The following is a 23,337-nucleotide window of genomic DNA, read 5'->3' as shown; positions in this document are numbered from 1 at the left end:
CGGAACCGACCAGCAAAAGGGCGACAGCGCACAGCAGGTGCAACAGTGTATGGATCGGCCCCCGCGCGCGCCGGTTCGAGACCCGCGAGGGCGTGCCGGCACGAGTGTGAGCAGGGTCCGCCATGACAACCCGATGCTAGCGTTCTTTCATGCCGCCGACACTGGACAAATTGTCCAGGCGCGATCGTCGTCACGTAAAGCAAAGCCCCACCCACGCAGCGGCCGGCAGCAGCGCGCGATGTGGAGCCGGTGCACGCGGTCTATATCGGCCACGAGCACCTCTCCAATCGCATCCGCGTCTTCGTCGATTTCCTCGCGGCCCAGCTCGCCCGCCGGTCCGAGCCGGATTATTTCGCGGCGGCGCCGTAGACGGGATAGTCGTCATAGCCGGCCGCCCCACCGCCGAAGAAGGTCTTCGGATCGGGCGTGTTGAGCGGCAGCCCCTCGGCGATGCGCCGCGGCAGGTCGGGATTGGCGAGGAACGGACGGCCGAAGGTGACGAGATCGGCCAGCCCCTGCTCGATCAGCGCTTCCCCGCGCTCGGGCGTGTAGCGCCCCGCGACGATGATCGTGCCGGGGAAACGCTGGCGCAGCGCCTGCCGGTAGTCGCGCGGGACGAGGGGGGCGTCGTCCCAGTCGGCCTCGGCGAGGTGGAGATAGGCGATGCCGGCACGGTGGAGCGCCTCGGCGGCGAGCAGGCTGGTCGCGACCATCTCCGGGTCGTCCATGTCCTGCAGGGTGACATGCGGCGAGAGGCGGACGCCGAGGCGCTCCGGCCCGGTCTCGCCGGCCACGGCCGCCACGACCTCCTCGAGTAAGCGCAGGCGGTTCGACGGCGAGCCGCCATAGCCGTCGGTGCGCCGGTTGGTGGTGGAGCGCAGGAACTGGTCGATCAGGTAGCCATTCGCGCCGTGCAGCTCGACGCCGTCGAACCCTGCCTCCATGGCGAGTGCAGCGGCGCGGCGATAATCCTCGACGACGCGGGCGATCTCCTCCGTTTCCAGCGCGCGGGGCGTGCCGCAGTCGAGGAAGCGCGGCGTGCCGTCGGGATCGATCGCATAGACCCTCACCCCCTTCGGCGCGATCGCCGAGGGCGCGACCGGGAGCTGTCCCTCCGGTTGCAGGCTCGGATGCGACACCCGGCCGACATGCCAGAGCTGGAGGAAGATGCGCCCGCCGGCCGCGTGGACGGCGTCGGTGACCAGCCGCCAGCCGTCGCGCTGGGCGGGCGTGTAAATGCCCGGCGTCCAGGCATAGCCCTGCCCCTCGCGGGAGATCTGCGTCGCCTCGGTGACGATCAGGCCGGCGCTGGCACGCTGGGCGTAGTAGCGGGCGTTCAGTGCGGTCGGGATGTCGCCGGGCTGCGCCGTGCGCGAGCGCGTCATCGGCGCCATGACGAGCCGGTTCGGCAGCACGAGCGGGCCGAGGCTCAGGGGCGAGAACAGGCGGGAATGGGCGGGCATGGGGACCTCACAGCCGGACGGGGTCGGTGGGCAGCCGCCGCTCGCGGCGGACATGCTCGGGCACCGGGAGGGGCGGGTTGGCGCTGTCGAGGAACTCGACCGTGGTGAAGGCGAGCTCGGTATCGCCGACATTGGCGAGGTCATGGACCATGAAGTCGCCGCGCCCGAAGGTGAAATGCCGGGTGAGGCCCGGCTCGTAGGCGCTTTCCGCGACCTGCCCGTCGGCATAGTGCGAGACCGCGCGGCCCGGCGTCAGCGCCGTCCAGAAATAGTCGAGCACATGGCGGTGGAAGCCGATGCGCTCGCCCGGGCGCAGGCGGAGCGACCACACCCGCACGCGCTCGCTCTCGGAGACCAGCACATGGCCGACGCAGCCATTGAGCTGGTTGATCTCGAACTCCGCCTTCAGGCTCGCATCCCAGCCCGCGGGGGGAGGAACCGTGCGCTCCGCCGAGGTCAATCCGGACGGCGGGGTCGCGATACGTGCTTTCATCATGATCTCCTTGTCAGACCACCGGAATCACGCCGCCGTCGATGCCGAACTCCTCGCCGCTGATGAAGGAGGCATGGTCGGAGGCGAGGAAGGCGACGAGGGCGGCCACTTCGTCCGGACGCCCCAGCCGACCGGCCGGCAGGCGCGAGCGTTCGAGGAAGATGCCCACCGCCTCCTCGCGGCCGGAGCCGTAGCTGGCGGCGAGCGAATCGAGGAAGCCGCCGGGCCGATCCCACAGCGCGGTGCGGATATGAGCGGGCGAGACGACGTTCGAACGAACACCCCTGGGCGTGAATTCGCGCGCGAGGCATTTGGAGAGCATGCGCACCGCCGCCTTGGAAACGCTGTAGTCCGGCAGCAGCGGATGCGGCATGCGTCCGGCCTCCGAGCCGCAATGGAGGATCACCCCGCGCCCGCGCGCCACCATGGACGGCAGAACCGCGCGGCTGGCGCGCACATAGCCCATCACGTTGAGCTCGAAGGTGCGCGCCCAGTCGGCGTCGGAGGCTTCGAGGAAGCTGTCGCGGGCGGCGGCGGCGCCGGCGTTGTTGAACAGGATGTCGATCGCGCCGAACCGCTCCAGCGCGACCTCGGCCAGCCGGTCGCCGGCGTCGGGATCGCGCATGTCGAGGGCGACGGCGGCGATGTCGGCGGCCGGGGCCAGTTCGGCGAAGGCGGCGGGGTCGAGATCGGCGCCGACCACCCTCGCCCCCTCGGCGACGAAAAGGCGCGCCGTCTCGAAACCGATGCCCGCCCCGGCGCCGGTGACGATCGCGACCCGGCCCTCGAGGCCGAGATCCAACTTGTTGGCAGCGCTCATGGAATCACCCGTTCCTGGCGCAGCTGGTCGAACAGGTCGGTGAAGGAGCGCTCGGTATCCTGCCAGTCGAGGAAGCCGAGGCGGCGGCTCTTGTTCATGTCGTTTACGCATTCGATCGGGCGGCCGAGGTCAGCGTCGGTGTGCCAGGCGGAGGCAAGGTGATCGAGCCGGTTGGGCTGGAGGCCGTGGGCGGCGACGAGCGCCTCCCAGCGGGCGCCATCGCCCTCCATCTGCCGCGCCAGCGGCACCGCCTCTCCGGGGTAAGGCGCTGATTCCAAATCGAAATAGTCGGCGATCACGCCCCACATGCGCTGCCAGCGGAAGATGTCGCCATTGGCGACGTTGAACGCCTCGTTGCGCGCCGCCGGCGTCGTCGCGGCCCAGGCGACGTGGCGGGCGAGCAGGCGGGCGTCGGTGACATCGGCGATGGCGCCGTGCTGCACGGGCGAGCCCGGGAACAGGAACGGCCGACCTATCGCCTTGCAGATGCTGGCATAAACGGCGAGGGTGACGCCGATGTTCATGGCGTTGCCGACGGCGTAGCCGACGATGGTGTGCGGCCGGTGCACGCTCCAGCCGAAGCCGTGGCGCGCCGCGTTGTCGAAGACGATGTCTTCCTGAACGTAGTAGAAATTCTCGATCGGCAGGCGCTTCTGGTCCTCCCGGAACGGGGTTTCCGGCTTGTTGCGCGCGTACATCTCGAATGGGCCGAGGTAATTCTTCGTGCCCGTCACCAAGGCGACATGCCGGACACTTCCCGCATCCGTCACCGCGTCGAGAACGTTACTGACCATTGCTCCGTTGACGCGGCAGTTTTCCGTCTCGGTCGGCATCCGGGTCCAGGTACAGAAGAACACATGCGTCGGCGCCAGGTCCTTCAGCGCCGCGCGGGTGGCGGCGCCATCCCGCACATCCGCGGCGACCGGCTTCACGGTCGACAGCCCCCTCGGCGGGTTCCGCGAAATTCCGTATATGTCCCAATCACCTAAATCGGCCAGATGGCGGGCGAGGTTGTTGCCGACGATGCCGGTCACCCCGACGATCAGCGCGCGTTTGTCGTGCATTTCAGCTTCCTTTCGAGGCACGCACCGCCCTCCCCGGCCCCATCGGTCCGGCGGTACGATCAGTGCAGTGAGGTGGACGATCAGTGCGGTCGGTGCGGTCAGTGCGGCCCCGTCGCGGCGCGCCGGCTGTAGGCGCCGACCATGGCGACGATCACCGCGCCATAGGCGATCTGCTTCCAGGCTTCGGGGATCTGCATGACGGAGAGCATGCTGCCGATGAGCGTGATCAGCAGCACGCCGGCGACGGTGCCGGCATAGGCGCCGCGCCCGCCGAGGATGGAGGTGCCGCCCAGCACCACCGCGGCGATGCCGGGGAGCAGATAGGGATCGCCCATGTTCTGGTAGGCCTGGTTGGCGTAGCCGGCGAGCAGCATGCCGGCGGTGGCGCTGGCAACACCCGACAGCACGAAGGCCCCCGCGACCACCGCCCGCGTGTCGATGCCGGAGAGATAGGCGGCGCCCTCGCGGGTGCCGACGGCGTAGAGGTAGCGGCCGAACAAGGTGCGCCGGTAGAGGAACAGCGCGGCGAGGGAGAGCGCCAGCCAGACCAGCACCGCGTTCGGCACCACGCCGAGGCTGCGGCCGCCGCCGAGCAGCGCCATCGCCGCGGAGGGCCGGCTGCCGCCGGCATAGAGCCCGGCATGGAACACGCAGATGCCGAGCACGATGGTGTTGACCGCCAGCGTCCAGATCATCGAGGGGATGCGCAGGTAGGCGACGCCGATGCCGTTGACGAGGCCGATGCCGGCGCCGATGGCGAGGCCGACGACGAGGCCGAACTCGCCCCACCACGCCCCGTCCGCCAGCGTCACGAAGGCGGTGGAGAAGGTGGCGGCGGCCGAGAGCGTCCACGGCACCGAGAGGTCGATATGCCCCGTCAGGATCACCGTCATCGCGCCGATCGCGACGATGCCGAGGAAGGCGCCGTTCTGCAGCTGCTGCAGCAGATAGGCCGGCGAGAAGAACTGGTTGTAGACCGCGCCCCCGGCCAGGAGCAGGCCGGCGATCACCACCAGCAGCACGCGGGTGGGTCCATCCGGCGCCAGCGGGCGCGCGAATTGGCGAGCGGTGGCTCTCATCGGAACATCTCCAGCCGGTTGCGGATTCGGAGCAGGCGGAAAGCGCCGACGCCGACCGCGGCGAGCAGCACGGCGCCCTCGAACAGCGGCTGCGCCATCGGGTTGACGCCGGCGAAGAACATCACGCTGCCGATGGTGCGCAGCACCAGCGCCCCGGCGATGCTGCCGAGCACGCTGCCCGCCCCGCCCGCCAGCGAGGTGCCGCCCAGCACCACCGCCGCCACCGAGTTCAGCGTGTAGGCATTGCCGATGGCGGGATCGCCGCTCAGCGTCTGGAAGCCGAGGAACAGCCCGCCGAGCGCGGCGAAGATGCCGGCGAGGACATAGGCGGCGACCTTGGCGCGGTTCACCGGCAGGCCGGACATGTAGGCCGCGCCTTCCGCCGAGCCGGCGGCGAAGATGGTACGCCCGGTGAGGGAGGCGCGCACCGGCCCCCAGACCAGCGCGGTGAGCGCGCCGAGCAGCACAAGCGAGGTCGGCACGCCGAAGACGTCGCCGGTGAAGAGGTCGCTCAGCGCCTCGTCGACGCTGCCGCCCGGGGTCGGGCGCACCAGCAAAGCGAGGCCGGAGATGATGGCGCCGGTGGCGAGCGTCGCGACGATCGGCTGGATGCGTCCGGCGACGATGACGAGCCCGTTGGCGAGGCCGCAGGCGGCGCCGATCAGCACCACCGCCGCGACCCCGAAGGCGACCTCCAGCGGCGTGCCCTGCACCAGCGCCGAGGCGGCGCAATTGGCCAGCGCCATGATCGCGCCGATCGACAGGTCGATGCCGCGGGTGAGCACGACGATGGTCTGGCCGACCGCGACGAAAGCGAGCGCCACGCCCTGATTGGCCCAGATGGTCATCACCGCCGCGCTGGCGCCGCGCGGGTGGAGGGAGAGAAACAGGACGAGCAGCGCCAGCAGCAGGGCAAACGCCGCGAGCGGGCGAGCATGGTGGCGGGCTGCGGCGATGGCTACGGAGGCGGAGAGGAGCGCGCTCATGCCACCGCCTCCAGCGCGAGGGGCGAGGACGCGGGCGCGTGGCGGGGCGCGCCGCCGATGTTCAGCGCGGCGGCGAGCAGGTTCTCCTCGTTCAGGCCCGCCCCCTCCAGCCGGGCGGTGACGCGCCCGCCATAGAGCACCAGAACCCGGTCGCAGAGGCCGATCAGTTCGTCGTAATCGGTCGAGTAGAGCAGGATGGCGAGGCCGGCGGCGGCCAGCTCGCGGAACAGGCGGTAGATCTCCTGCTTGGTGCCGACATCGATGCCGCGCGTCGGGTCCATCAGCAGCAGCAGGCGCGGCTCGATCGCCAGCCATTTGGCGAGCACGACCTTCTGCTGGTTGCCGCCCGAGAGCGTGCCGACCGGCGCGTCGATATCCGGCGCCTTGATCTGCAGGCTCTTCACCAGCCGCTCGACCAGCGCCTGCTCGGCAGCGCGATCCAGCCGGCCGGCGCGGGCGATCAGCCCCAGCGCCGCCATGCCGAGATTGTCGCGGATGGGCAGGCTGAGGAACAGGCCCTCGGTCTTGCGGTCCTCGGGGATGAGCGCGGTGCGGAAGCGCCCGCCCTTGGCCACGCGCGGCCCCGGCGGGCAGCCCTCAGCATCGCCGTAGCGGACCGCGCCGCCAACGCCCTTGAGCACGCCGGCGAGCGCCAGCAGCAGCTCGCGCTGGCCCTGCCCGTCGAGGCCGCCGAGGCCGACGATCTCGCCGGGTCGCACCTCCAGCGAGATATCGGCGAGCGCCGGCGGCCAGCAGAGGTCGCGCACGTTGAGATACGGCGCGCCGGTCGGCGGCCGCGCGGGTTTGGGCGGGTAGACCTGCGCGATCGGCCGGCCGATCATCAGCCGCACGATCTCCTCGTGCGATTTCGAGCCCGCGGCGAAGGTCGCGACATGCGCGCCGTTGCGGAACACCGAGCAGGTGTCGGCGACGGCGTCGACCTCGTGCATGCGGTGGGAGATGAACAGCACCAGCGTGCCCTCGTCCCGCAGCCGGCGCAGCAGCGCCATCACCTTCGCCGCGTCCTCGGCGGTGAGCGCGGAGGTCGCCTCGTCGAGGATCAGCACGCGCGGGCGGCGGATCACTGCCTTGGCGATCTCCACCAGCTGGCGTTTGGAGAGCGGCAGTTCGGCGCAGCGGGCGCGCAGGTCGATGCCCTCGGCGCAGCCGATCTCGGCCAGCGCCGCCCGCGCTGCCCGCCGCTCGGCGCGGCGGTCGATCAGCCCGAGCCGGCCGCGCGGGGGCCGGGCGAGGCAGATATTCGCGGCGACGGAGAGGTCGGGCACCAGCGAGAGCTCCTGGAAGATGCAGACGATGCCCTCATCGAGCGCGTCGGCGGGTGCCGCGAGGTTCAGCGCGCGGCCGTCGAGGCGCACGCTCCCCTCGTCGGCGCGCACCACGCCGGCGAGGATCTTCATCAGCGTCGACTTGCCGGCGCCGTTCTCGCCGAGGATGGCGTGGATGGAGCCGGCGCGGGCGCGGAAACACACGCCCTCCAGCGCGGTGACGCCGCCATAGCGCTTGGTAACGTCGACGAGTTCGAGGCAGGCGGTGTCGGCAATGGCGGTGTCGGTCATGCGTCGTCTCCCGTGAACAGCCGATCCGAAAGGGCGGCGACCGCTGCCGGCCGCCGCCAGGTTCAGGAGGATCAGGTGTTGTCCGGGGTCTGGCGGGTGAGCTCCTCGGGGGCGAACACCATGTCCTTGCCGCAGACGGCGTAGCCGGACACGGTCTCGTAGCTGTCCGGCATGTTGGGGAAGTAGTTCACGCCCGCCGTCATGTCGGCGGTGCGCACGTTCGGGGTCGGCAGGTTGACGAGGCTCGGCAGGCTCTCGCCCTTCAAGAGCGCGATGGCCGCGCGCACCGCCACCCGCCCCTGGCCGGGCGAGGTAGAGACGGAGATGCCGGGGATGGCATTGTCGGCCAGCGCCCGCACGAAGCCGTTCTCGGCGTCGCCGCCGACGGGAACCTTGGGAAGGCCGGCGGCGGCGAGCGCGTTGGTGAATGCCCCGGCAGCCATGCTGGCAGACCACGGCGTCGAAGCACCCGTGCATGGCGATGGCGTCGGATACCACCTTCTGCACCGTGCCGGTGTCCCAGTTGCCGACCACCTCGACCACCTTGATATCGGGGTATTTCTCGACCACCTGGCGGAAGCCGAGATGGCGGTCGCGGTCGGTGGAATTGCCGGGGATGCCGCGCACCTCGAGGATGGTGCCCTTCTTCTCGGGCATCTGGTCGATCACCGCCCGCGTCTTGATGGCGCCCTCGAACTCGATCCAGTCCGGGGTGATGCGCAGCACGTCGGGGCTGTCGACCGGGTTGTCGAACGAGACCAGCACGGTGCCGGCCTTCCTGGCCCGCTTGATGACGGCGTCGAACGCCTTCGGGTTGACGGCGATGAAGGCCACCGCGTCGAAGCCGGCCTGGGTGAAATTGTCGATCGCGGCGATCTGCGCGGCGACGTCCGGGCCGGTGGAGACGATCTTCAGCTCCTTGATGTCCTTCGCATTCTCCGGCCGGGCCGCCCACGCCTTCACAGACTGGATCATCTGAATCCGCCAGGGGATGCCGGTATGGCCGTTGGCGACGGCGATACGGTACGGGCCGGTGCGCGGCTCGAACTTCAGCACCGCCGCGCTGCCCGGTGCCGGCTTGTAGCACTCGGGCATATAGGTGCCGGCGAGCGCGGGCCCGGCACTTAGGAAGGCGGGAGGCCGGCCGCGGCCAGCGGGCGGAGCGGGCGTCGAGCGCGATGGAGCATGGTCGTTTCCCCTTGATGTGTTCGCTCCCGGCGCCCGCGATGCGCGGGCGTTGGCGTCGGAGCGTTCCTCCGGGCGACCGCATCGATGGCGGCTCGTTCCTGATCGAGGGGGATGATGGTCAGGCGCGCGGCGGACGCCTATCCGGCCGGCGGGCACACCGCCTGTGAGCTTTTTTCACAGGGGACGGCGAGGTCCTCGAGAAAGACCTGCCGCGGGCGGATCGAGATGGCGTCGGATCGTGCGGCCGACGCGAGAGCCGGGTAGCGCCGGTTCGATCGCGAGCTTGCGGGAGCCCCCGCTCAGCCTTCGTGCCGACCCCTCGTCCGCGAGGCGGTACTCGCGTTGGCACCACCCCGAAGCCGACTTGCCCTGCATCGCCGGACGAACCGGCGCCCGCGTTGCGCGCGCAGGCTCCGGACAGTCGCGCCGCCTCAGAACGCGACCTTGAAGCCCACCTGCCCGGACCAGCTGGTCGAGGCGTCGGTGAACAGGCCGCCGCCCGAGGCGGTCAGCGTCACGTTCTCGCCGGCCGCGTAGGCGGCGCGGGCGCCGAGCTCGGCGCCGAAGCGGCCGACCTCCGGCCCCTCGATCGTGAAGCTGCCGAGCGCGGTCATGCCGCCGTCCGACGCCACCACCAGACCTTCGTTGTCGCCGAGAATGGCGAAGAAGCGGCCGGTGGCGCCGAAGCTGAAGGCGTGGCCGGCGAGATCGACGGTGTCGTCCAGCGCCAGCCCGACGCCGGGGCGCCACTGGCTGCGCGTCGACCCCGCCACGGTGAGCGGGGCGAGGCCGCCGACCTCGGTGAAGCCCGGCGCATCCCAGCCATACCAGCCGAGGCTCGCGCTCGGCGTCACCGTGACGCCGGCAATGGCCATGGCGTAGCCGATATCGAGCCCGGCGCCGTAGACATTGGCGTCGTAGTCGGCGCGCGAGATGCCGGCGCCATAGGTCGAGATACCAGTGCTCTCCACCTGCTGGCGGCCGGCGAAGGCGGCGGCGGCCACCCGCCAGGCGCCCGGCGTCCAGTTGGCGAAGCCGCCAATGCGGAAGGCGTCGCCCTCCGCCTGCTCGGGGAACAGCGGATCCTTGAGCGACCAGTCGAGAGTGCCGAATTCGCCGGCGAGGCCGATCAGCACATCCTCGCGCACCCGCCCGGCGAGGCCGGCGCGCAGGCCGGCGAAGGAGGCGTCGGACTTGGCGATCGCCCCGTCGGCGTCGTAGCGCAGCTCCGTGCCGGTGCCCTCGACGAACACGGTGATCCCGCTCGGCCGGCCCTCCACCAGCAGCTCGGTGCCGTAGCCGGCAGGCCCCGGCGAGAGCAAGCGCGACAGGAAGCGGTCGGAGAGGTCGAACGCCACCGTCTGCACTGCGGGATGGGCGTAGCCGGCGGCGGCGAAGACGAAGTCGAGATACTCGGTGCCCGAGGAGGTGATCACCCGGTCGATCGTCGTGGTCGCGTAGAGATCCTGGAAGAGCAGGACATCGACGAGCGTGTTGCCCCGACCCAGGACGAGGGTGGTCCCACCCTCGCAGCTGCCATAGGGCCGGTCGCACCGTCCCAGATTGCCGGAGACGAACGTGTCCGGCCCAAAGGTGGCGACGGCCGGCCCGACATAGGTGTCGCGGCCGGTCAGCACGCTGCTGGTGGTTTCGGTGACTGTCTCGGTGATGCCGCCATTGCTGACGAGGGGATTGAGCAGCATGCGCCCGCCCGGCTGCGGCACCTCGACGGAAGCCAGCGCCTCGGCCCGGGCTTCGCTTTCCGTCGCCGCCGTGGCCGAACCCAGCACCGTGCCGCCGGAACGGACCACGGCGGTGATGCCGCCACCGACCATGGTGACGTTGGTCGTGACAGTCTCCGTCAGCGAGTAGGCGAAGCTGTCGGTCGTGGTGAAGGCACCTTCCGGCTCAATGATCGTCCCCGAGCCGGGCGCATAGCTCGCGTTACCGATGACCTCGTCGTTGCCGACCGAAGGGGTCAGGTCGGTGATATCGGTGAAGGCGATGTCGAGCCCGCGCTCCGAGGCGATCAGCGTGGATTGCACCCCGCCCGGCTGGCCCGGCGGATAGACGATCGGCCCCTCGGTCAGGGGCGGCGGATCGGCGAAGGCGGGAGAGGCGAGGAGCGTCGCCAGCACCGTGGCCAGCGGCAGGTCGCGCAGCGCCCGTCGCAAGGCCGGCCCCATTCCCGCGCGCGCCGCCTGTCGGGCGAGCACGCCCGCCCGGCCATCGGAGAAACCCTCGACGGCTTGTCTCACACCCGCCCCAATCCGCATGTCCGCCCCGAATCACCCGATCCCGCCCGGCGGACGAATGTAAACGAGGCGCAGCGTTTGGCTACAGCTGAGGTCCGCCCCCTGTCCGCGCGTGTAAGTTGGCGGGCTGACTGTCCTGCGGATGGCGCGGACAGGGACGACGATAGCGCCGGCCTCGCGCGCGGCAGCCGCGATTTCGTCGGGGTTACGTGCATCCAGGCGCACCGTCGGCGATGGCGACCAACGCCCGGCCGACGCGACGCCCATCGGCGGAGGGAGGCGCGCGGATGCCGGCCTCGGCTCGGCCTCAGGCGGTCACCGGCCCCTGGCCTTGGCGAGGAACGAGCCGTCGAAGGTCTTCGACAGATCGATCTTCGCCGCGGCGAAGTTCGGATCGGCCGTGGTGAGCAGGCTGAGCGCGCTCTTCATGCTCGCCTCGTTGATCTCGCCATCGGTCGAATAGGCCTGGCGGGAGGCGTTGAAGGCCTTGATGTAGAGGTCCTTGTCGCCCAGCCAGTATTCCTCCGGCACCGCCGCCGCGACCTGCTCGGGCGTCGCGGTCTCCAGCCATTTCAGCGTCTTGTAGAAGGCGTTGGTGAGAGCCTGGACGGTGTTCGGGTTGTCCTTGATGAAGCTTTCCTTCAGGTACAGCACGGCCGCCGGGTTCATGCCGCCGAACACCTGCTGGGTGCCCTCGGTGGTGCGGGTGTCGACCAGTATCCGGATCGCGTCGAGGTCCTGCAGCTTCGAGATGACGGGATCGAGATGGGAGATGGCGTCGATCTCGCCGTTCTGCATCGCGGCGACGGCCGAGGGGCCGCTGCCCACCCCGATGAAGGAGGCGTCATCCGGGTTCAACCCGGCCTTCTTCATCAGGTACTGCACGAGGATATAGGTCGACGAGCCCGGCGCGGTGACGCCGATCTTCGCCCCCTTGAGGTCGGCGGCGGACTTGATGGTGTCGGCCTTCGCCTTGCGCACCGCGACGACGATGCCGGGATAGCGGCCGAGGTCGATGACCGCACGCACGTCCTGGTTCTTCTCCTGCATGCGGATGGTGTGCTCATAGGCGCCGGTGACGGCGTCGACCGAGCCGCCGATCAGCGCCTGGAGCGACTTGGAGCCGCCGCCGAAATCATTGATCTCGACGGTCAGGCCCTCGGCCTTGAAGTAGCCGAGCCGCTCGGCCAGCGTCAGCGGGAGATAATAGAGCAGCGGCTTGCCGCCGACGCCCAGCGTGATGTTGGGCTTTTCGATCCCGCTCGCCTCGGCGGCGCCGAAGGCGGGGATGAGAAGGCTGGCGGCGACCAGCAGGGCACGCATCGACATTGGTTTCCTCCCGTTTCTTTTCCGAATGATGGCCCGGAGCGTGCGGGCGGCGGTAGCCCCCGGCTCCTTGCGCGAAGGCACTCTAGTTCTGCTCGCCGGCGGATTGCGGCCGCCAGACGAGAAGCCGGCGCTCGATCCGGGTCACGCCCCAGTCGATGATCAGCACGAAGGCGGCGAGGATCACCATGCCGGCGAACACCCCGGTGACGTCGAACACGCCTTCGGCCTGGTGGATGAGATAGCCGAGGCCCGCCGCGGAGCCGAGATATTCCCCCACCACCGCGCCCACCAGCGCGAACCCCACCGCCGTGTGCAGCGAGGAGAACATCCATGACAGCGCCGACGGCCAGTAGACGTTGCGGAACAGCTGGCGCTCGTTCATCCCCATCATGCGCGCATTGGCGAGCACCACCGGGCTGACTTCCTTGACGCCCTGATAGACGTTGAAGAACACGATGAAGAACACCAGCGTGACGCCGAGCGCGACTTTCGACCAGATGCCGAGGCCGAGCCAGAGCATGAAGATCGGCGCCAGCACCACACGCGGCAGGGCGTTGAACATCTTCACGTAAGGGTCGAACACCGCGGCCACGTTCGGCTGGCGGGCGAACCAGAAGCCGAACACCACGCCGGCGATGGAGCCGATCAGGAAGGCCAGCACGGTCTCGGTGAGGGTGATCCAGAGATGCTTCCAGATCACGCCGGTGGCGAAGAGGGTGTAGACACGCGTCAGCACGTCGCCCGGCTTGGAGAAGAAGAATTCCGGCAGCAGGTATTTGCCGCCGATCGGCACGGTGGCGCCGACCTGCCAGATCGCGAGCGCGATCACGGCGACGAGGATCTGGAGGAACAGCAGCTTGGCGGGATGCAGCTTCACGGCGTGAAATCCTCCCCGTAGGTCTTGGCGACTTCCGCCTTGAGCTGGTTCCAGATCTGGCGATGCAGGGCGTGAAAGCGCGGATCGAGCCGGATGTCGGCGGTGTCGCGCGGGCGGGCGAGGTCGATCGGGAAGTCGCCGATGATCCGCGCCTCGGGGCCGGCCGACATGATGACGACGCGATCCGAGAGGGCGATCGCCTCCTCCAGGTCGTGGGTCACGAACAATACCGCCTTGCGGTCCTGCGCCCACAGACGCAGCAGCAGCGTGCCCATGATCTGGCGCGTCTGCGCATCGAGCGGCCCGAACGGCTCGTCCATCAGCAGGATCTTCGGATCGCGCACCAGCACCTGGGCGAGACCGACGCGCTTGCGCTGGCCACCCGAGAGCTGGTGCGGGTAGCGGTCGCCGAAACGGGCGAGACCGACCTTTCTCAGCCATTCCCGCGCCTCCACGAGAGCGTCCGAGCGGCGCGTGCCGCCGATCTCCAGCGCGATGGCGACATTGTCGAGCGCCGTCTTCCAGGGCATCAGCGCATCCTGCTGGAAGAGGTAGCCGGCATGCCGGTTCAGCCCGTCCAGCGGCGTGCCCAAAACCGTCACCCTGCCGCCGGCCGGCGTGAGCAGCCCGGCGGTGGCGTTCAGCAGGGTCGACTTGCCGCAGCCGGTGGGGCCGACGATGGCGACGAACTCGCCGTCGCGCACATGCAGCGAGGTCGGCGCGACCGCCTTGAAGACCGGCTGCCCCTTCATCGCAAAGCTGATGCTGACATCGTCGAGGGCGACAGCCATCGGGGCGGGCGCCGCCCCGTCCGCGATCGGGCCCCCGAGGGCGGCCTCCATGTGATGTCCTCCCTGTCTCTCTCGTGTCACGAAGCGGCGGGGCGGGCCGGCGCGGGATGCCGATCGCCGCTGCGACCCGCCTTGGCCACCTGTCCGGGTATGTCGTGCCCGACGAGGGTGGGCAGGGCGCGCGCCAGTTCGAGCAGGCGGTCGAGGTCCACGCCGCTGTTCACGCCCATCTCGTCCAGCATGTGGACGAGGTCCTCGGTCGAGATGTTGCCGGTCGCGCCCGGCGCGAAGGGGCAGCCGCCCAACCCGCCGAGCGAGGCATCGAAGCGGTCGGCGCCGGCATCGAGCGCGGCCAGCACGTTGGCGAGCCCCATGCCCCGCGTGTCGTGGAAATGCAGCGTGAGCGGCAGCGCCCCGAACTGGCGGCGCACCCGATCGACAAGCCTCGCCACCTGTCGCGGATTGGCCATGCCGGTGGTGTCCGCCAGGGTGACCGAGCCGACGCCCAGCGTAAGGAGTTGCTCGATCAGCCCCAGCACCTTCGCCTCCGGCTGGGCGCCCTCGAAGGGGCAGCCGAAGGCGGTGGCGATCGAGCCGTTGAGGGCGGACCCCGTGCCGCGTGCCGCCGCCACGATGGCCCGGAAGCCCTCCAGCGACTGAGCCGGGGTCATCCGCATATTGGCGAGGTTGTGGGTCTCGCTCACCGACAGGACGAGGTTGAGCTCGTCCATCCCGGCCTCGAGCGCCTCCTGCGCGCCGCGCAGGTTGGGGACCAGCGCCACATAGGTCACGCCGGGCTTGCGGGTGATGGCCCGGGCGACCTCGCGCGCATCGGCAAGGTTCGGAACGGCGCGGGGCGAAACGAAGGAGGTGACCTCGATCTTCGACACCCCGGTTGCCGACAGGGCGTCGATGAGGGCGACCTTGTCGGCGGTGGGCAGGAAGCGCGGCTCGATCTGGAGGCCGTCGCGGGTGACGACTTCCTGCACATGGACGCGGGGCGGAAGGGTGTCCCAGTTCATTCGTCCTCGCTGCGCATGACCGCCCCGCCCCGGACGAGCCGCTCGATCTCCTCGGGGCTGTAGCCGATCTCTTCGAGAACCGGCACCGTGTGTTCGCCAAGGCGGGGCCCGAGCCAGTTCACCGCCCCCGGCGTCGCCGAGAGCTGCGGCACGATGCCCGGCATCTTGACCTCCGTGCCGTCCGGCAGCGCCGCCGGCAGGATCATGTTGCGCGCGAGATACTGCGGATCGGACACGATGTCGGCCACCGAATAGATGCGCCCGTTGGGAACGTCGGCGCGGTCCAGCGCGGCCGTGACCTCTTCCAGCGAGTGACGGCGGGTCCATTCGGCGATGGTGGCGTCGATCAGCCCGACATGGGCGACGCGGCCGTCATTGGAGGCGAAGCGGGGATCGAGCGCCATGTCCTCGCGGCCGATCGCCGCCATGAGCCGCCGGAAGATGGCGTCGCCATTGCCGGCGACGATGACATAGCTGCCCTCGGCCGTGGGATAGGAATTCGACGGCGCGATGCCCGGCAGCGAACCGCCCGAGCGCTCGCGCACGAAGTTGAACACGTCGTATTCCGGAACCAGGCTTTCCATCAGGTTGAAGACGCTCTCATAGAGCGAGACGTCGATCACCTGGCCCGCTCCCGCGCCGGTCTTGACCCGCAGCAGCGCCATCAGGGCGCCCATCACCGCGTGAAGGGCCGCGAGCGAGTCGCCGATGCTGATGCCGGTGCGGGCCGGCGGGCGATCCGGGTCGCCGGTGGTGAACCGCATGCCGCCCATCGCCTCGCCCACGGCCCCGAAGCCGGGCCGCTCGCGATAGGGGCCGTCCTGGCCGAAGCCGGAGATGCGGACCATGACGAGGTTGGGATTGACCGCGCGCAACGCCTCCCAGCCGAGCCCCCAGCGCTCCAGCGTGCCCGGGCGGAAATTCTCCACCAGCACGTCGGCCTCCCGCGCGAGGCGGCGCACGATCGCCTGCCCGTCGGGCATCCGCAGATCGACGGCGACGGACTTCTTGTTGCGCGACTGCAGGTACCACCAGAGCGAGGTGCCGTTGTGGAGCTTGCGCCATTTGCGCAGCGGATCGCCCTCCCCGGGCGCCTCGATCTTGATCACCTCGGCGCCGAAATCGGCCATCAGCCGGGTCGCGAACGGCGCGGCGATGAGATTGCCGAGTTCGACGACGCGAATCCCAGACAGGGGTCCGGCCGCAGGATGGGCCGCGCTACCTTCCATCGACGAGGCTCCTCACCCGACATTTTTCTTTTTCTATCGGTCCAACCGGCGCCCGGGTCCAATGATCTTTTGAGCAGAGACCGCTCGCGTGCCGCAAACGCCGTCACCGCCCCGCCCGTGCGCGCGCATCGGCGAGGGTCTGCCGTGTCGCCATGGCTGTCCTTCAGATCGGCAAGACCGCCGGAAGCCGGACCGCGTGCGCCCCGTTCCGCCGCAGTAGCGGCGGCCGAGGCTCCCTCGCCAGGCCCCTTCGCGGCGCGCCTCGGCCCCCGAACGGCCGGTCCGCCGGCCGGCTTACTTGATGATGCCGATCTTGTTGCGGTCGATGGTGATGAAGACGGCGGCGATGAGCACCGCCCCCTTGATGATGTTCTGCAGATAGGGATCGACGCCGATCATGTTCATCCCGTTCGACAGGATGGTGATGATCAGCACCCCGAGCACCGTGCCCCCGATGCTGCCGATGCCGCCGGTCAGCGGCGTGCCGCCGACCACCACGGCGGCGATGACGTCGAGTTCCAGCCCCTCGCCGAGTTGCGCCGTCGCCGCCATGGCGCGTGCGCTCTGCAGGAGCCCGGCGACGCCGCACAGCAGTCCCAGCAGCGCGAACATCGCGATCTTGACCCGCGCGATGCGGATGCCGGTCAGCAGGGCGACGCGCTCGCCGCCGCCGATGGCCCGGACCTCGCGGCCGAACACCGTCCGGCGCAGGATCACCAGCCCCAGAACGGCGATCGCGAGGCCGATCAGCACCGCGTGGGGAAGGCCCAGGGTGCGGCCGGAATAGGCGTCGAGGAAGCCCTCGTCGTTGATCGATACCGGTGCGCCACGGGTGAACATCAGCACGATGCCGCGATAGACCACCATGGCGCCCATGGTGGCGATGAAGGACGGCACCTTCCCCTTTGCCACGATGACGCCGCTGATCAGCCCGGCCACCAGGCCGACGCCGATGGCGGGTATGATCGCCGCCGCGCCGAGCTGGTCCGACAACGAGGCGGCGGTGAGCGCCGCCAGCGCCACGATGGCGCCGACCGACAGGTCGATCGAGCCGGCCATGACGACGAAGGTCATGCCCACCGCGGCGACCAGCAGCACCGTCGCCTGCTGGAGGACGATCAGCGCATTGGACACGGTGAGGAAGCGCGGCGACGCCGCCGCGAAGACGAGGCAGAGCGCGATGAGCACGATGGTGGGGAACAGCCGCCGCCACAGCGCCACGCTGCGCCAGGGCGCGGGGGGAAGCGTCGCGTCGCCGGTGCGGCGTTCCTGCGTGGTGTCGGCGCGATCGGTCATGGTGCCTTCCGCTGTTCAGGTCATGTGACGCACGATGTCGTGCTCGCTCGCGCCGGCCGCCCCGCAGCGATGGGCGATCTCGCCATGGCGCATCACCACGAGCCGGTCGGCGAGGCCGAGCAGCTCCGGCAGGTCTTCCGACAGCAGGATGACCGCGAGGCCGTCCGCCGCGAGTTCGCGGATGATGCGGTAGATCTCCAGCCGCGCGCCGACGTCGACGCCGCGGGTCGGGTTGTTCAGCAGCAGCAGCTTCGGGCGGGTGGCGAGGCATTTGCCCAGCACCACCTTCTGCATGTTGCCGCCGGACAGCGTGCGCACCGGCAGGTCGGCGTCGGGCGCCTTGATGCCGATGCGGCGGACGAGGGCGCCGGCCATGTCGAGGGCGCGGGCGCGATCGAAGAACGGCCCCCGCCGCGGCGGCCGGGCCATGACGAGATTGTCGAGCACGCTGAAATCGACGATCAGCCCTTCGCCGGTGCGGTCGCCGGGCAGGTGCGCGACGCCGTGCCGCCACGCATCGGCCGGCGCCCGGGGATGGTAGGGCGCGCCGTCGAGTTCCATCGCCCCGCGCGCGAGCGGGCGGTCGCCGGCGATGGCGGCGAACAGCGCCTCGCCGCCGGCGCCCTTGAGCCCGGCGACACCGAGGATCTCGCCCGCCGCGACGTCGAGCGAGGCATCGCGCAGCCCGGACGCCAGCTCGACGCGGCTCGCGCGGAACACCGGTGCGGGCGCCGGCACCGGGCGCGGCGGCCGGGCCGGATAGATGCCGCCCGAAATGTCGCGCCCGACCATCCGCCGATGGATGTCGTCGGGCGCGATGTCGCCGACCGCGAAATGGCCGACCTCGCGGCCATCCTTGAGGATGGTGAGGTCGTCGGCGACGGCGCGCACCTCGGCGAGATGGTGGGAGACGAAGGCGATGGTCAGCCCCTCCTCGCGCAGCCGCCGGATCGCCGCCAGCACGGCGTCGACCTCGCGATGATCGAGATAGGCGGTGGATTCGTCGAGAAAGAGCACCTTGGGATCGCGCGACAGGGCGCGGGCGATCTCGATGCATTTCCATTGGCCGAGATCGAGACGGGCCAGGTCCGCGTCGACCCGGATGCGCGCGCCGAGCCGGTCCAGCACATCCTGGGCGGCGCGGTCCATGGCGCGGCTGTCGAGGAAGCCGCCCGTCGCGAACCGGCGCAGCCGGTCGATGAAGATGTTCTCGGCCACGCCCAGCGCGGGGTTGACGGTGACTTCCTGGAACACCAGCGCCACGCCGTGGCCGGCCGCGTCGGCGAGGCTCGTAGGCGCGTAAGGCGCGCCATCCAGCGTCATGGCGCCGGTGTCCGGCCGCTCGGCGCCCGCCAGCATCTTCAGCAGCGTCGACTTGCCGGCGCCGTTCTCGCCGACGAAGGCGTGGACACGCCCGGCGGTGAGCGTGACCGATACGCCCTCGACCGCGCGGATCCGTCCGAAACTCCTGCCGAGATCGCGTGCGTCGAGCGTCATGCCACCGCCTCGCGGCCGCCGCGCGGGGCGGCGACCGCCGTCAGGGTTCTCAGTTGCTGTACGTCATCTCGAAGGCCGCAGGCTTGGCCGCCGGATTATAGACCTGCGAGTGCTCCTTGAAGTCGTAGGGGGGGACGCCGCCCGGGAAGTCCTTCTCGAACTGGGCGACCTTGTCCTTGGTGAGCGGCAGCAGGCCGAGCTTCACATTGGCGGCGCTCGCCGGCACCGGCTTGCCCTTGATCTGGTCGTACATCATGACCAGCGCGAAGCCGCCCTGCAGCCAGTGCCCGCCGATGTCGAACAGGAGATCGCCGGACTTCACCGCCTGCACGTTCTCGGGGTTGAGGTCCATGGCGACGACCATGACATCCTTGCCCGGCACCTTGCCGCGGTTCTTCAGCGCCGCCAGCACGCCGGTGGCGGTACCGCCATTGGCCGCCCACACGCCGGTGATGTCGGGATTGCCCTGGTAGAGCGATTCGAACACGGTCTGCGAGGTGTCGCGCACGAAATTGCCGTCGACCTCGCCGGCGACGCGCACGTCCGGCGCCTCCTTCAGCGCCTTGGCCAGGCCCTTGCGGCGGTCGATGGCGACCGAGGTGCCGGCGGTGCCGTTGACGACGCCGATCACCTTCTTGCCGTCCGGTCCCGGCTTGATGTTGGCGAACAGGGTCTTGGCCATCTGGTAGCCGGCATCCTCGTCGCTCGGCCCGATGAAGGCGATGTAGTTCGGGAAGCGCGAGGACTGCGGCGGGAAATCGGCATAGGTGTCGGTGAGGATCACCGGGATGCCGGCTTCCTTGGCGAGGGTCAGCCCGCGCGTCGCGGTCGCCCAGTAGGGGGTGAAGATAATGCCATCGACGTGCTGGGCGACGAGATCCTCCAGCGCCTTCACCATCTGGTCGGGCTTGTTGTCGGCGTTGAGCACGACCAGATCGACGCCGAGCTCGCCGGCGCCCTTCTTCATGAAGTCGACGTAGTTGTTCCAGAACTGGGCAGCCAGCGTCGGCACCACGACGCCGATCTTCGGCGGATCGGCGGCGAGCGCGCCGGCCGCCGAGGTGGCGGCGAGGGCAACGCCGAACACGGCGGATTTCAGACGTGAAAGCAGGGACATGCATTCCTCCTTCGAGCCGGCGTGGGCGGCCGGGCGTTTCCTGTGCGGGTCGTTCTCCGCCGACGGGCCTGCCGGCACCGCGATTGACGGGTTGCCGTGGAACGTCCAATTGTTGTCAAAGCCTATAACCAGCATTTCGAAATACGTCAAAAGATTTCATATTGATCCAGAATGTGTCATTCGACAGCAATGCTGACCTTGCGACGGGGAAAAGGGCCATGGCACGCGATGATCGAAGCGAGGATGCGGGGCGCGGCCGCGTCGAGATGATTCCCGCCAAGCGGCGCGCGCTCATCCTCGAACGACTCAAGCGCGACGGCGCCGCGGCGATCCAGGAGCTGGCCGACGCCGTCGGCGCCTCGGCCTCCACCATAAGGCGCGACCTCGAGCACCTCGTGAAGCAGGGCGCGCTGGAGCGAACCCATGGCGGCGCGCTGCTCCAGCGCACCGACCACGCCACCTTCGAGCCCGAGATCGCCATCGCCGCCCAGTTCGCCCGCGCCGAGAAGGAGGCGATCGGCGTCGCCGTCGCCGCCGAGCTTCAGCCGGGCCAGAGCGTGATCTTCGATGCGAGCACCACGGTGCTCGCCGTGGCGCGCGAGGTGGCGAACCGGCGCCTGCCGCTCACGGCGGTGACCAACAGCCTCGCCATCGCCCAGGTCCTCGCCGACGTGCCGGAGGTCCATCTCGTGGTGCCCGGCGGCACCGTGCGCCGCGGCTCGCTCACTCTCGTCGGTCGTCCAGGCGAGGATTTCCTGCGCACCATCCACGCCGATGTCGCGCTGCTCGGCACCCACGCCATCACCGGAACCACGCTCACCGAGACCTCGCTGGAGGTCGCGGCGATGAAGCGCGCCATGATCACCGCCGCGCGCCGCGTGCTCGTGCTCGCCGACAGCTCGAAGTTCACGCCGCCGAGCTTCTGCACCATTTGCGACGCCTCGGAGGTCAGCGAGATCGTGACCGACGACGGCATCGATCCGGCGCAGCTGGTCGCGCTGCGGGCGCTCAATCTGGTGGTCCGGGTCGTCGCGGTGGGCGGCGCCGGTCAGGAGCGCGCGCGTGCCTGAGACGGCGGCTCCCCGCATCCTCGCCGACGATCTCACCGGCGCCCTCGACAGCGCCGCCGCCTTCGCGACGCCGGAACGTCCGCTCGACATCTGCTGGCGGCCGCAGGGCCCGCTGCCGGCGGCCGGCGCGGTGGATGCCGCCACCCGCGAAGGCAGCGCGCAGGCGGCGGCGGCGCGGCATCGGGCGCTGGCGGGCTGGCTCGCCGAGGGACGGCCGGCCTTCAAGAAGATCGACAGCCTGATGCGCGGCCACTGGGCCGTCGAGGTTGCGGCCCTCGCCGCGGCATGCCCGGATCACCGCCTCATCGTCGCGCCCGCCTTCCCGTTCCAGGGACGGGTGACGCGCGATGGATGCCAATGGCACGCCGATTCCCTTGAACCGCTCGGGCCGCCGATCGCGCAGGCACTGGCCGAGGCCGGCCTCGCTCCGGCACGCATCAGCGTCGGCAATGCCGGAACCGACGCCGATCTCGACACCGTGGTCGCCCGGGCCTCCCGCGCCGATGGCCGGCCGGTGCTGTGGATCGGGACCGGCGGCCTCGCCGCCGCGCTGGCAAGGGCCGGAGGCTTCGGTGAGGCTCACGCCGGCGATAAGCCAACCCGTACCGATCCGCCCGGCCCTCTGCTCGCCCTCATCGGCTCGCACCACCCCGTCACCTTCGACCAGATCGCCCGCGCCGAAACGGCCGATCCCGGCTGCCACCTCCGGCTCGGCCACGACGGACAGGCCGTTGACGCGGTGCGGGCCCGGCTGGAACGACGGCAGGCCGCGATCGTCACCGTCGATGTCACCGGCGACCGCGCCCACGCCGCGCAGGTCATCGCCGAGCGGTTCGCGCGGCTGCTCGAGAACATTCCGCGGCCGGGGTGCCTGTTCGTCGCCGGCGGCGAGACGCTGCGCGACGTGGCGGCGGCGACCGGTGCGGAAGGGCTGGCGGTCACCGGCGCGCTGGAGCCGGGGCTGCCGCGCTCGCGCCTGCGCGGCGGCCGCTTCGACGGACTGCCGGTCATCTCGAAATCCGGCGCGTTCGGGCGGCCGGATCTGCTGGTGCGCCTTGCGGCGGCGGTCCGGCATGATCGCCGTTGATCTCTAAAGATTGATATTGCGCATTTATGAAATATTTTGGTACTGAATGAGCGTTCCCATTCGAGAGGACGCTCATGCTCGCCCCGCGCTTCGCGATCACCATGGGGGATCCGGCCGGCATCGGCCCCGAGATCATCGCCAAGGCCTGCGCCCGCCTCTCGCCCCGGCTCGCCGCCGGCGAGTTCTCCCTCCTCGTCCTCGGCAGCGTCGCGGCCCTGCGCGCGGCCGAGGCGCTGTGCGGCACGCCCCCGCTCCCCGAAACCGGGGACGCCGCCGCGCCCTTCGCGCAGGCTGTCCTCGAGGTCGGCCCCGAGCGCGCGCCGATCGCGCCCGGCGTGATGAGCGCGGAAGGCGGGCGCCTCGCCTATCTCGCCATCGAGACGGCCGTGCGGCTCGCGCTGGACGGCACCGTCGCCGGCATCGTCACCGCGCCGCTCAACAAGGAAGCGCTGAACCTCGCGGGCTACGCCTATGCCGGCCACACCGACATGCTGGCCGACCTCACCGCGGCGCGCGATTCGGTGATGATGCTCGCCCATGGCGACTTCCGCGTCAGCCACGTCTCGACCCATATCCCGCTCGCCGAGGCGCCCGCGCGCCTCACCCCGCAGCGGCTGCGCCGCGTCATCGACCTCACCGCGCAGGCGCTGCGCGCGCTCGGCGTGGCCCGGCCGCGCATCGCCGTGGCGGCACTGAACCCGCATGCCGGCGAGGGCGGCATCTTCGGGCGCGAGGACATCGACGTCACCACGCCGGTGGTCGCCTCCTACGAGGGGTCGGACGTGACGGTGATCGGCCCGGTACCCGGCGACACCGTCTTCGTGAAGCTGCGCGGGCGCCGCTACGACGCGGTGGTCGCCATGTACCACGACCAGGGCCACGTCCCAGTCAAGCTGCTGGGCTTCGACGTCGACCCGCAGACCGGCGAGTGGAAGGCGCTGTCGGGCGTCAACGTCACCCTCGGCCTGCCGATCATCCGCACCTCGGTCGACCACGGCACGGCGTTCGACATCGCCGGCCAGGGCATCGCCAGCGAGGACAGCCTGATCGAGGCGATCGACTTCGCGCTCAACCTCGCCGGCCGGCGCGCGGACTGA

At 70.2% G+C, this 23,337-nt stretch carries 21 protein-coding genes and 1 pseudogene; 4 read left to right on the top strand and 18 right to left on the bottom strand.

Annotated features, from left to right (window positions below):
- Nucleotides 1–240: 240 nt before the first annotated feature.
- Nucleotides 241–369, top strand: a complete 129-nt coding sequence (locus ACEUEL_RS01450; protein WP_405701419.1) for a hypothetical protein — start codon at nucleotides 241–243, stop codon at nucleotides 367–369.
- Here ACEUEL_RS01450 and ACEUEL_RS01445 read toward each other — a convergent pair.
- From ACEUEL_RS01445 to ACEUEL_RS01360, 18 genes and pseudogenes are all read right to left on the bottom strand, one after another.
- Nucleotides 348–1,463 (bottom strand): alkene reductase, encoded by a 1,116-nt coding sequence (locus tag ACEUEL_RS01445; protein ID WP_405701418.1) that lies wholly within the window; start codon nucleotides 1,461–1,463, stop codon nucleotides 348–350. The genes ACEUEL_RS01450 and ACEUEL_RS01445 overlap by 22 nt on opposite strands.
- A gap of 7 nt (nucleotides 1,464–1,470) precedes the next feature.
- A complete protein-coding gene (locus ACEUEL_RS01440; protein WP_405701415.1) occupies nucleotides 1,471–1,956 on the bottom strand; it encodes a cupin domain-containing protein in 486 nt (161 codons plus the stop codon).
- Between the two features lie 13 nt (nucleotides 1,957–1,969).
- Complete coding sequence (locus ACEUEL_RS01435) at nucleotides 1,970–2,776, bottom strand: SDR family NAD(P)-dependent oxidoreductase (protein WP_405701412.1); 807 nt, start codon at nucleotides 2,774–2,776, stop codon at nucleotides 1,970–1,972.
- Entirely contained in the window at nucleotides 2,773–3,840 is a 1,068-nt protein-coding gene (locus ACEUEL_RS01430) for an SDR family oxidoreductase (protein ID WP_405701410.1), read from the bottom strand. The genes ACEUEL_RS01435 and ACEUEL_RS01430 overlap by 4 nt, the downstream gene beginning before the upstream one ends.
- A gap of 98 nt (nucleotides 3,841–3,938) precedes the next feature.
- Nucleotides 3,939–4,919 (bottom strand): ABC transporter permease, encoded by a 981-nt coding sequence (locus ACEUEL_RS01425; protein WP_405701407.1) that lies wholly within the window; start codon nucleotides 4,917–4,919, stop codon nucleotides 3,939–3,941.
- Entirely contained in the window at nucleotides 4,916–5,905 is a 990-nt protein-coding gene (locus ACEUEL_RS01420; protein WP_405701404.1) for an ABC transporter permease, read from the bottom strand. The genes ACEUEL_RS01425 and ACEUEL_RS01420 overlap by 4 nt, the downstream gene beginning before the upstream one ends.
- A complete protein-coding gene (locus ACEUEL_RS01415) occupies nucleotides 5,902–7,482 on the bottom strand; it encodes a sugar ABC transporter ATP-binding protein (protein ID WP_405706513.1) in 1,581 nt (526 codons plus the stop codon). The genes ACEUEL_RS01420 and ACEUEL_RS01415 overlap by 4 nt, the downstream gene beginning before the upstream one ends.
- Before the next feature lie 71 nt (nucleotides 7,483–7,553).
- Nucleotides 7,554–7,925, bottom strand: coding sequence for a type 1 periplasmic-binding domain-containing protein (locus ACEUEL_RS01410; RefSeq protein ID WP_405706787.1), 372 nt, complete (start codon nucleotides 7,923–7,925; stop codon nucleotides 7,554–7,556).
- 61 nt (nucleotides 7,926–7,986) lie between these two features.
- Nucleotides 7,987–8,457, bottom strand: a pseudogene (locus ACEUEL_RS01405) (substrate-binding domain-containing protein); the annotation flags it as partial.
- Between the two features lie 644 nt (nucleotides 8,458–9,101).
- Nucleotides 9,102–10,928: an autotransporter family protein gene (locus ACEUEL_RS01400; protein ID WP_405701402.1), complete on the bottom strand. Its 1,827-nt coding sequence runs from the start codon at nucleotides 10,926–10,928 to the stop codon at nucleotides 9,102–9,104.
- A gap of 312 nt (nucleotides 10,929–11,240) precedes the next feature.
- Complete coding sequence (locus ACEUEL_RS01395; RefSeq protein ID WP_405701400.1) at nucleotides 11,241–12,254, bottom strand: ABC transporter substrate-binding protein; 1,014 nt, start codon at nucleotides 12,252–12,254, stop codon at nucleotides 11,241–11,243.
- Between the two features lie 82 nt (nucleotides 12,255–12,336).
- Nucleotides 12,337–13,125: an ABC transporter permease gene (locus ACEUEL_RS01390; RefSeq protein ID WP_405706510.1), complete on the bottom strand. Its 789-nt coding sequence runs from the start codon at nucleotides 13,123–13,125 to the stop codon at nucleotides 12,337–12,339.
- A 2-nt stretch (nucleotides 13,126–13,127) separates the two neighbouring features.
- Nucleotides 13,128–13,973: an ABC transporter ATP-binding protein gene (locus ACEUEL_RS01385; RefSeq protein ID WP_405701399.1), complete on the bottom strand. Its 846-nt coding sequence runs from the start codon at nucleotides 13,971–13,973 to the stop codon at nucleotides 13,128–13,130.
- Nucleotides 13,974–13,999: 26 nt separating this feature from the next.
- Nucleotides 14,000–14,944 carry a hydroxymethylglutaryl-CoA lyase gene (locus ACEUEL_RS01380; RefSeq protein WP_405701397.1) on the bottom strand — a complete coding sequence of 315 codons (945 nt, stop codon included), beginning with the start codon at nucleotides 14,942–14,944 and terminating at the stop codon, nucleotides 14,000–14,002.
- On the bottom strand, nucleotides 14,941–16,173 hold the full coding sequence (locus tag ACEUEL_RS01375) for a CaiB/BaiF CoA transferase family protein (protein ID WP_405701395.1): 1,233 nt from the start codon (nucleotides 16,171–16,173) through the stop codon (nucleotides 14,941–14,943). Before ACEUEL_RS01375 ends, ACEUEL_RS01380 begins: the two co-directional genes overlap by 4 nt.
- A gap of 294 nt (nucleotides 16,174–16,467) precedes the next feature.
- The gene (locus ACEUEL_RS01370; RefSeq protein WP_405701392.1) at nucleotides 16,468–17,469 is read right to left on the bottom strand and encodes an ABC transporter permease; all 1,002 of its coding nucleotides are present in this window, start codon (nucleotides 17,467–17,469) and stop codon (nucleotides 16,468–16,470) included.
- A 15-nt stretch (nucleotides 17,470–17,484) separates the two neighbouring features.
- Nucleotides 17,485–18,966, bottom strand: a complete 1,482-nt coding sequence (locus tag ACEUEL_RS01365; protein ID WP_405701390.1) for a sugar ABC transporter ATP-binding protein — start codon at nucleotides 18,964–18,966, stop codon at nucleotides 17,485–17,487.
- Between the two features lie 49 nt (nucleotides 18,967–19,015).
- Nucleotides 19,016–20,083, bottom strand: a complete 1,068-nt coding sequence (locus ACEUEL_RS01360) for an ABC transporter substrate-binding protein (protein WP_405701388.1) — start codon at nucleotides 20,081–20,083, stop codon at nucleotides 19,016–19,018.
- A 218-nt stretch (nucleotides 20,084–20,301) separates the two neighbouring features.
- Here ACEUEL_RS01360 and ACEUEL_RS01355 point away from each other — a divergent pair, with 218 nt between their 5' ends.
- From ACEUEL_RS01355 to pdxA, 3 genes are all read left to right on the top strand, one after another.
- Nucleotides 20,302–21,153 (top strand): DeoR/GlpR family DNA-binding transcription regulator, encoded by an 852-nt coding sequence (locus tag ACEUEL_RS01355; RefSeq protein WP_405701387.1) that lies wholly within the window; start codon nucleotides 20,302–20,304, stop codon nucleotides 21,151–21,153.
- Nucleotides 21,146–22,240 (top strand): four-carbon acid sugar kinase family protein, encoded by a 1,095-nt coding sequence (locus ACEUEL_RS01350; RefSeq protein WP_405701385.1) that lies wholly within the window; start codon nucleotides 21,146–21,148, stop codon nucleotides 22,238–22,240. The genes ACEUEL_RS01355 and ACEUEL_RS01350 overlap by 8 nt, the downstream gene beginning before the upstream one ends.
- Nucleotides 22,241–22,314: 74 nt before the next feature.
- Entirely contained in the window at nucleotides 22,315–23,337 is a 1,023-nt protein-coding gene (gene pdxA / locus ACEUEL_RS01345) for a 4-hydroxythreonine-4-phosphate dehydrogenase PdxA (protein ID WP_405701383.1), read from the top strand.

It is taken from the genome of Ancylobacter terrae, from assembly GCF_045108345.1.
Lineage (GTDB): Bacteria > Pseudomonadota > Alphaproteobacteria > Rhizobiales > Xanthobacteraceae > Ancylobacter.
Note: the sequence above shows the minus strand (reverse complement) of the source record. Positions and strands in the feature narration are given on the sequence as shown.

Bases quoted from the DNA above. Each gene is read 5' to 3' on its own strand.
- ACEUEL_RS01385 (WP_405701399.1), bottom strand. From the start codon at position 13,973: ATGGAGGCCGCCCTCGGGGGCCCGATCGCGGACGGGGCGGCGCCCGCC.
- ACEUEL_RS01425 (WP_405701407.1), bottom strand. From the start codon at position 4,919: ATGAGAGCCACCGCTCGCCAATTCGCGCGCCCGCTGGCGCCGGATGGA.
- pdxA (WP_405701383.1), top strand. From the start codon at position 22,315: ATGCTCGCCCCGCGCTTCGCGATCACCATGGGGGATCCGGCCGGCATC.
- ACEUEL_RS01440 (WP_405701415.1), bottom strand. From the start codon at position 1,956: ATGAAAGCACGTATCGCGACCCCGCCGTCCGGATTGACCTCGGCGGAG.
- ACEUEL_RS01415 (WP_405706513.1), bottom strand. From the start codon at position 7,482: ATGACCGACACCGCCATTGCCGACACCGCCTGCCTCGAACTCGTCGAC.
- ACEUEL_RS01435 (WP_405701412.1), bottom strand. From the start codon at position 2,776: ATGAGCGCTGCCAACAAGTTGGATCTCGGCCTCGAGGGCCGGGTCGCG.
- ACEUEL_RS01360 (WP_405701388.1), bottom strand. From the start codon at position 20,083: ATGTCCCTGCTTTCACGTCTGAAATCCGCCGTGTTCGGCGTTGCCCTC.
- ACEUEL_RS01445 (WP_405701418.1), bottom strand. From the start codon at position 1,463: ATGCCCGCCCATTCCCGCCTGTTCTCGCCCCTGAGCCTCGGCCCGCTC.
- ACEUEL_RS01380 (WP_405701397.1), bottom strand. From the start codon at position 14,944: ATGAACTGGGACACCCTTCCGCCCCGCGTCCATGTGCAGGAAGTCGTC.
- ACEUEL_RS01355 (WP_405701387.1), top strand. From the start codon at position 20,302: ATGGCACGCGATGATCGAAGCGAGGATGCGGGGCGCGGCCGCGTCGAG.
- ACEUEL_RS01365 (WP_405701390.1), bottom strand. From the start codon at position 18,966: ATGACGCTCGACGCACGCGATCTCGGCAGGAGTTTCGGACGGATCCGC.
- ACEUEL_RS01395 (WP_405701400.1), bottom strand. From the start codon at position 12,254: ATGTCGATGCGTGCCCTGCTGGTCGCCGCCAGCCTTCTCATCCCCGCC.
- ACEUEL_RS01430 (WP_405701410.1), bottom strand. From the start codon at position 3,840: ATGCACGACAAACGCGCGCTGATCGTCGGGGTGACCGGCATCGTCGGC.
- ACEUEL_RS01370 (WP_405701392.1), bottom strand. From the start codon at position 17,469: ATGACCGATCGCGCCGACACCACGCAGGAACGCCGCACCGGCGACGCG.
- ACEUEL_RS01420 (WP_405701404.1), bottom strand. From the start codon at position 5,905: ATGAGCGCGCTCCTCTCCGCCTCCGTAGCCATCGCCGCAGCCCGCCAC.
- ACEUEL_RS01410 (WP_405706787.1), bottom strand. From the start codon at position 7,925: ATGGCTGCCGGGGCATTCACCAACGCGCTCGCCGCCGCCGGCCTTCCC.
- ACEUEL_RS01375 (WP_405701395.1), bottom strand. From the start codon at position 16,173: ATGGAAGGTAGCGCGGCCCATCCTGCGGCCGGACCCCTGTCTGGGATT.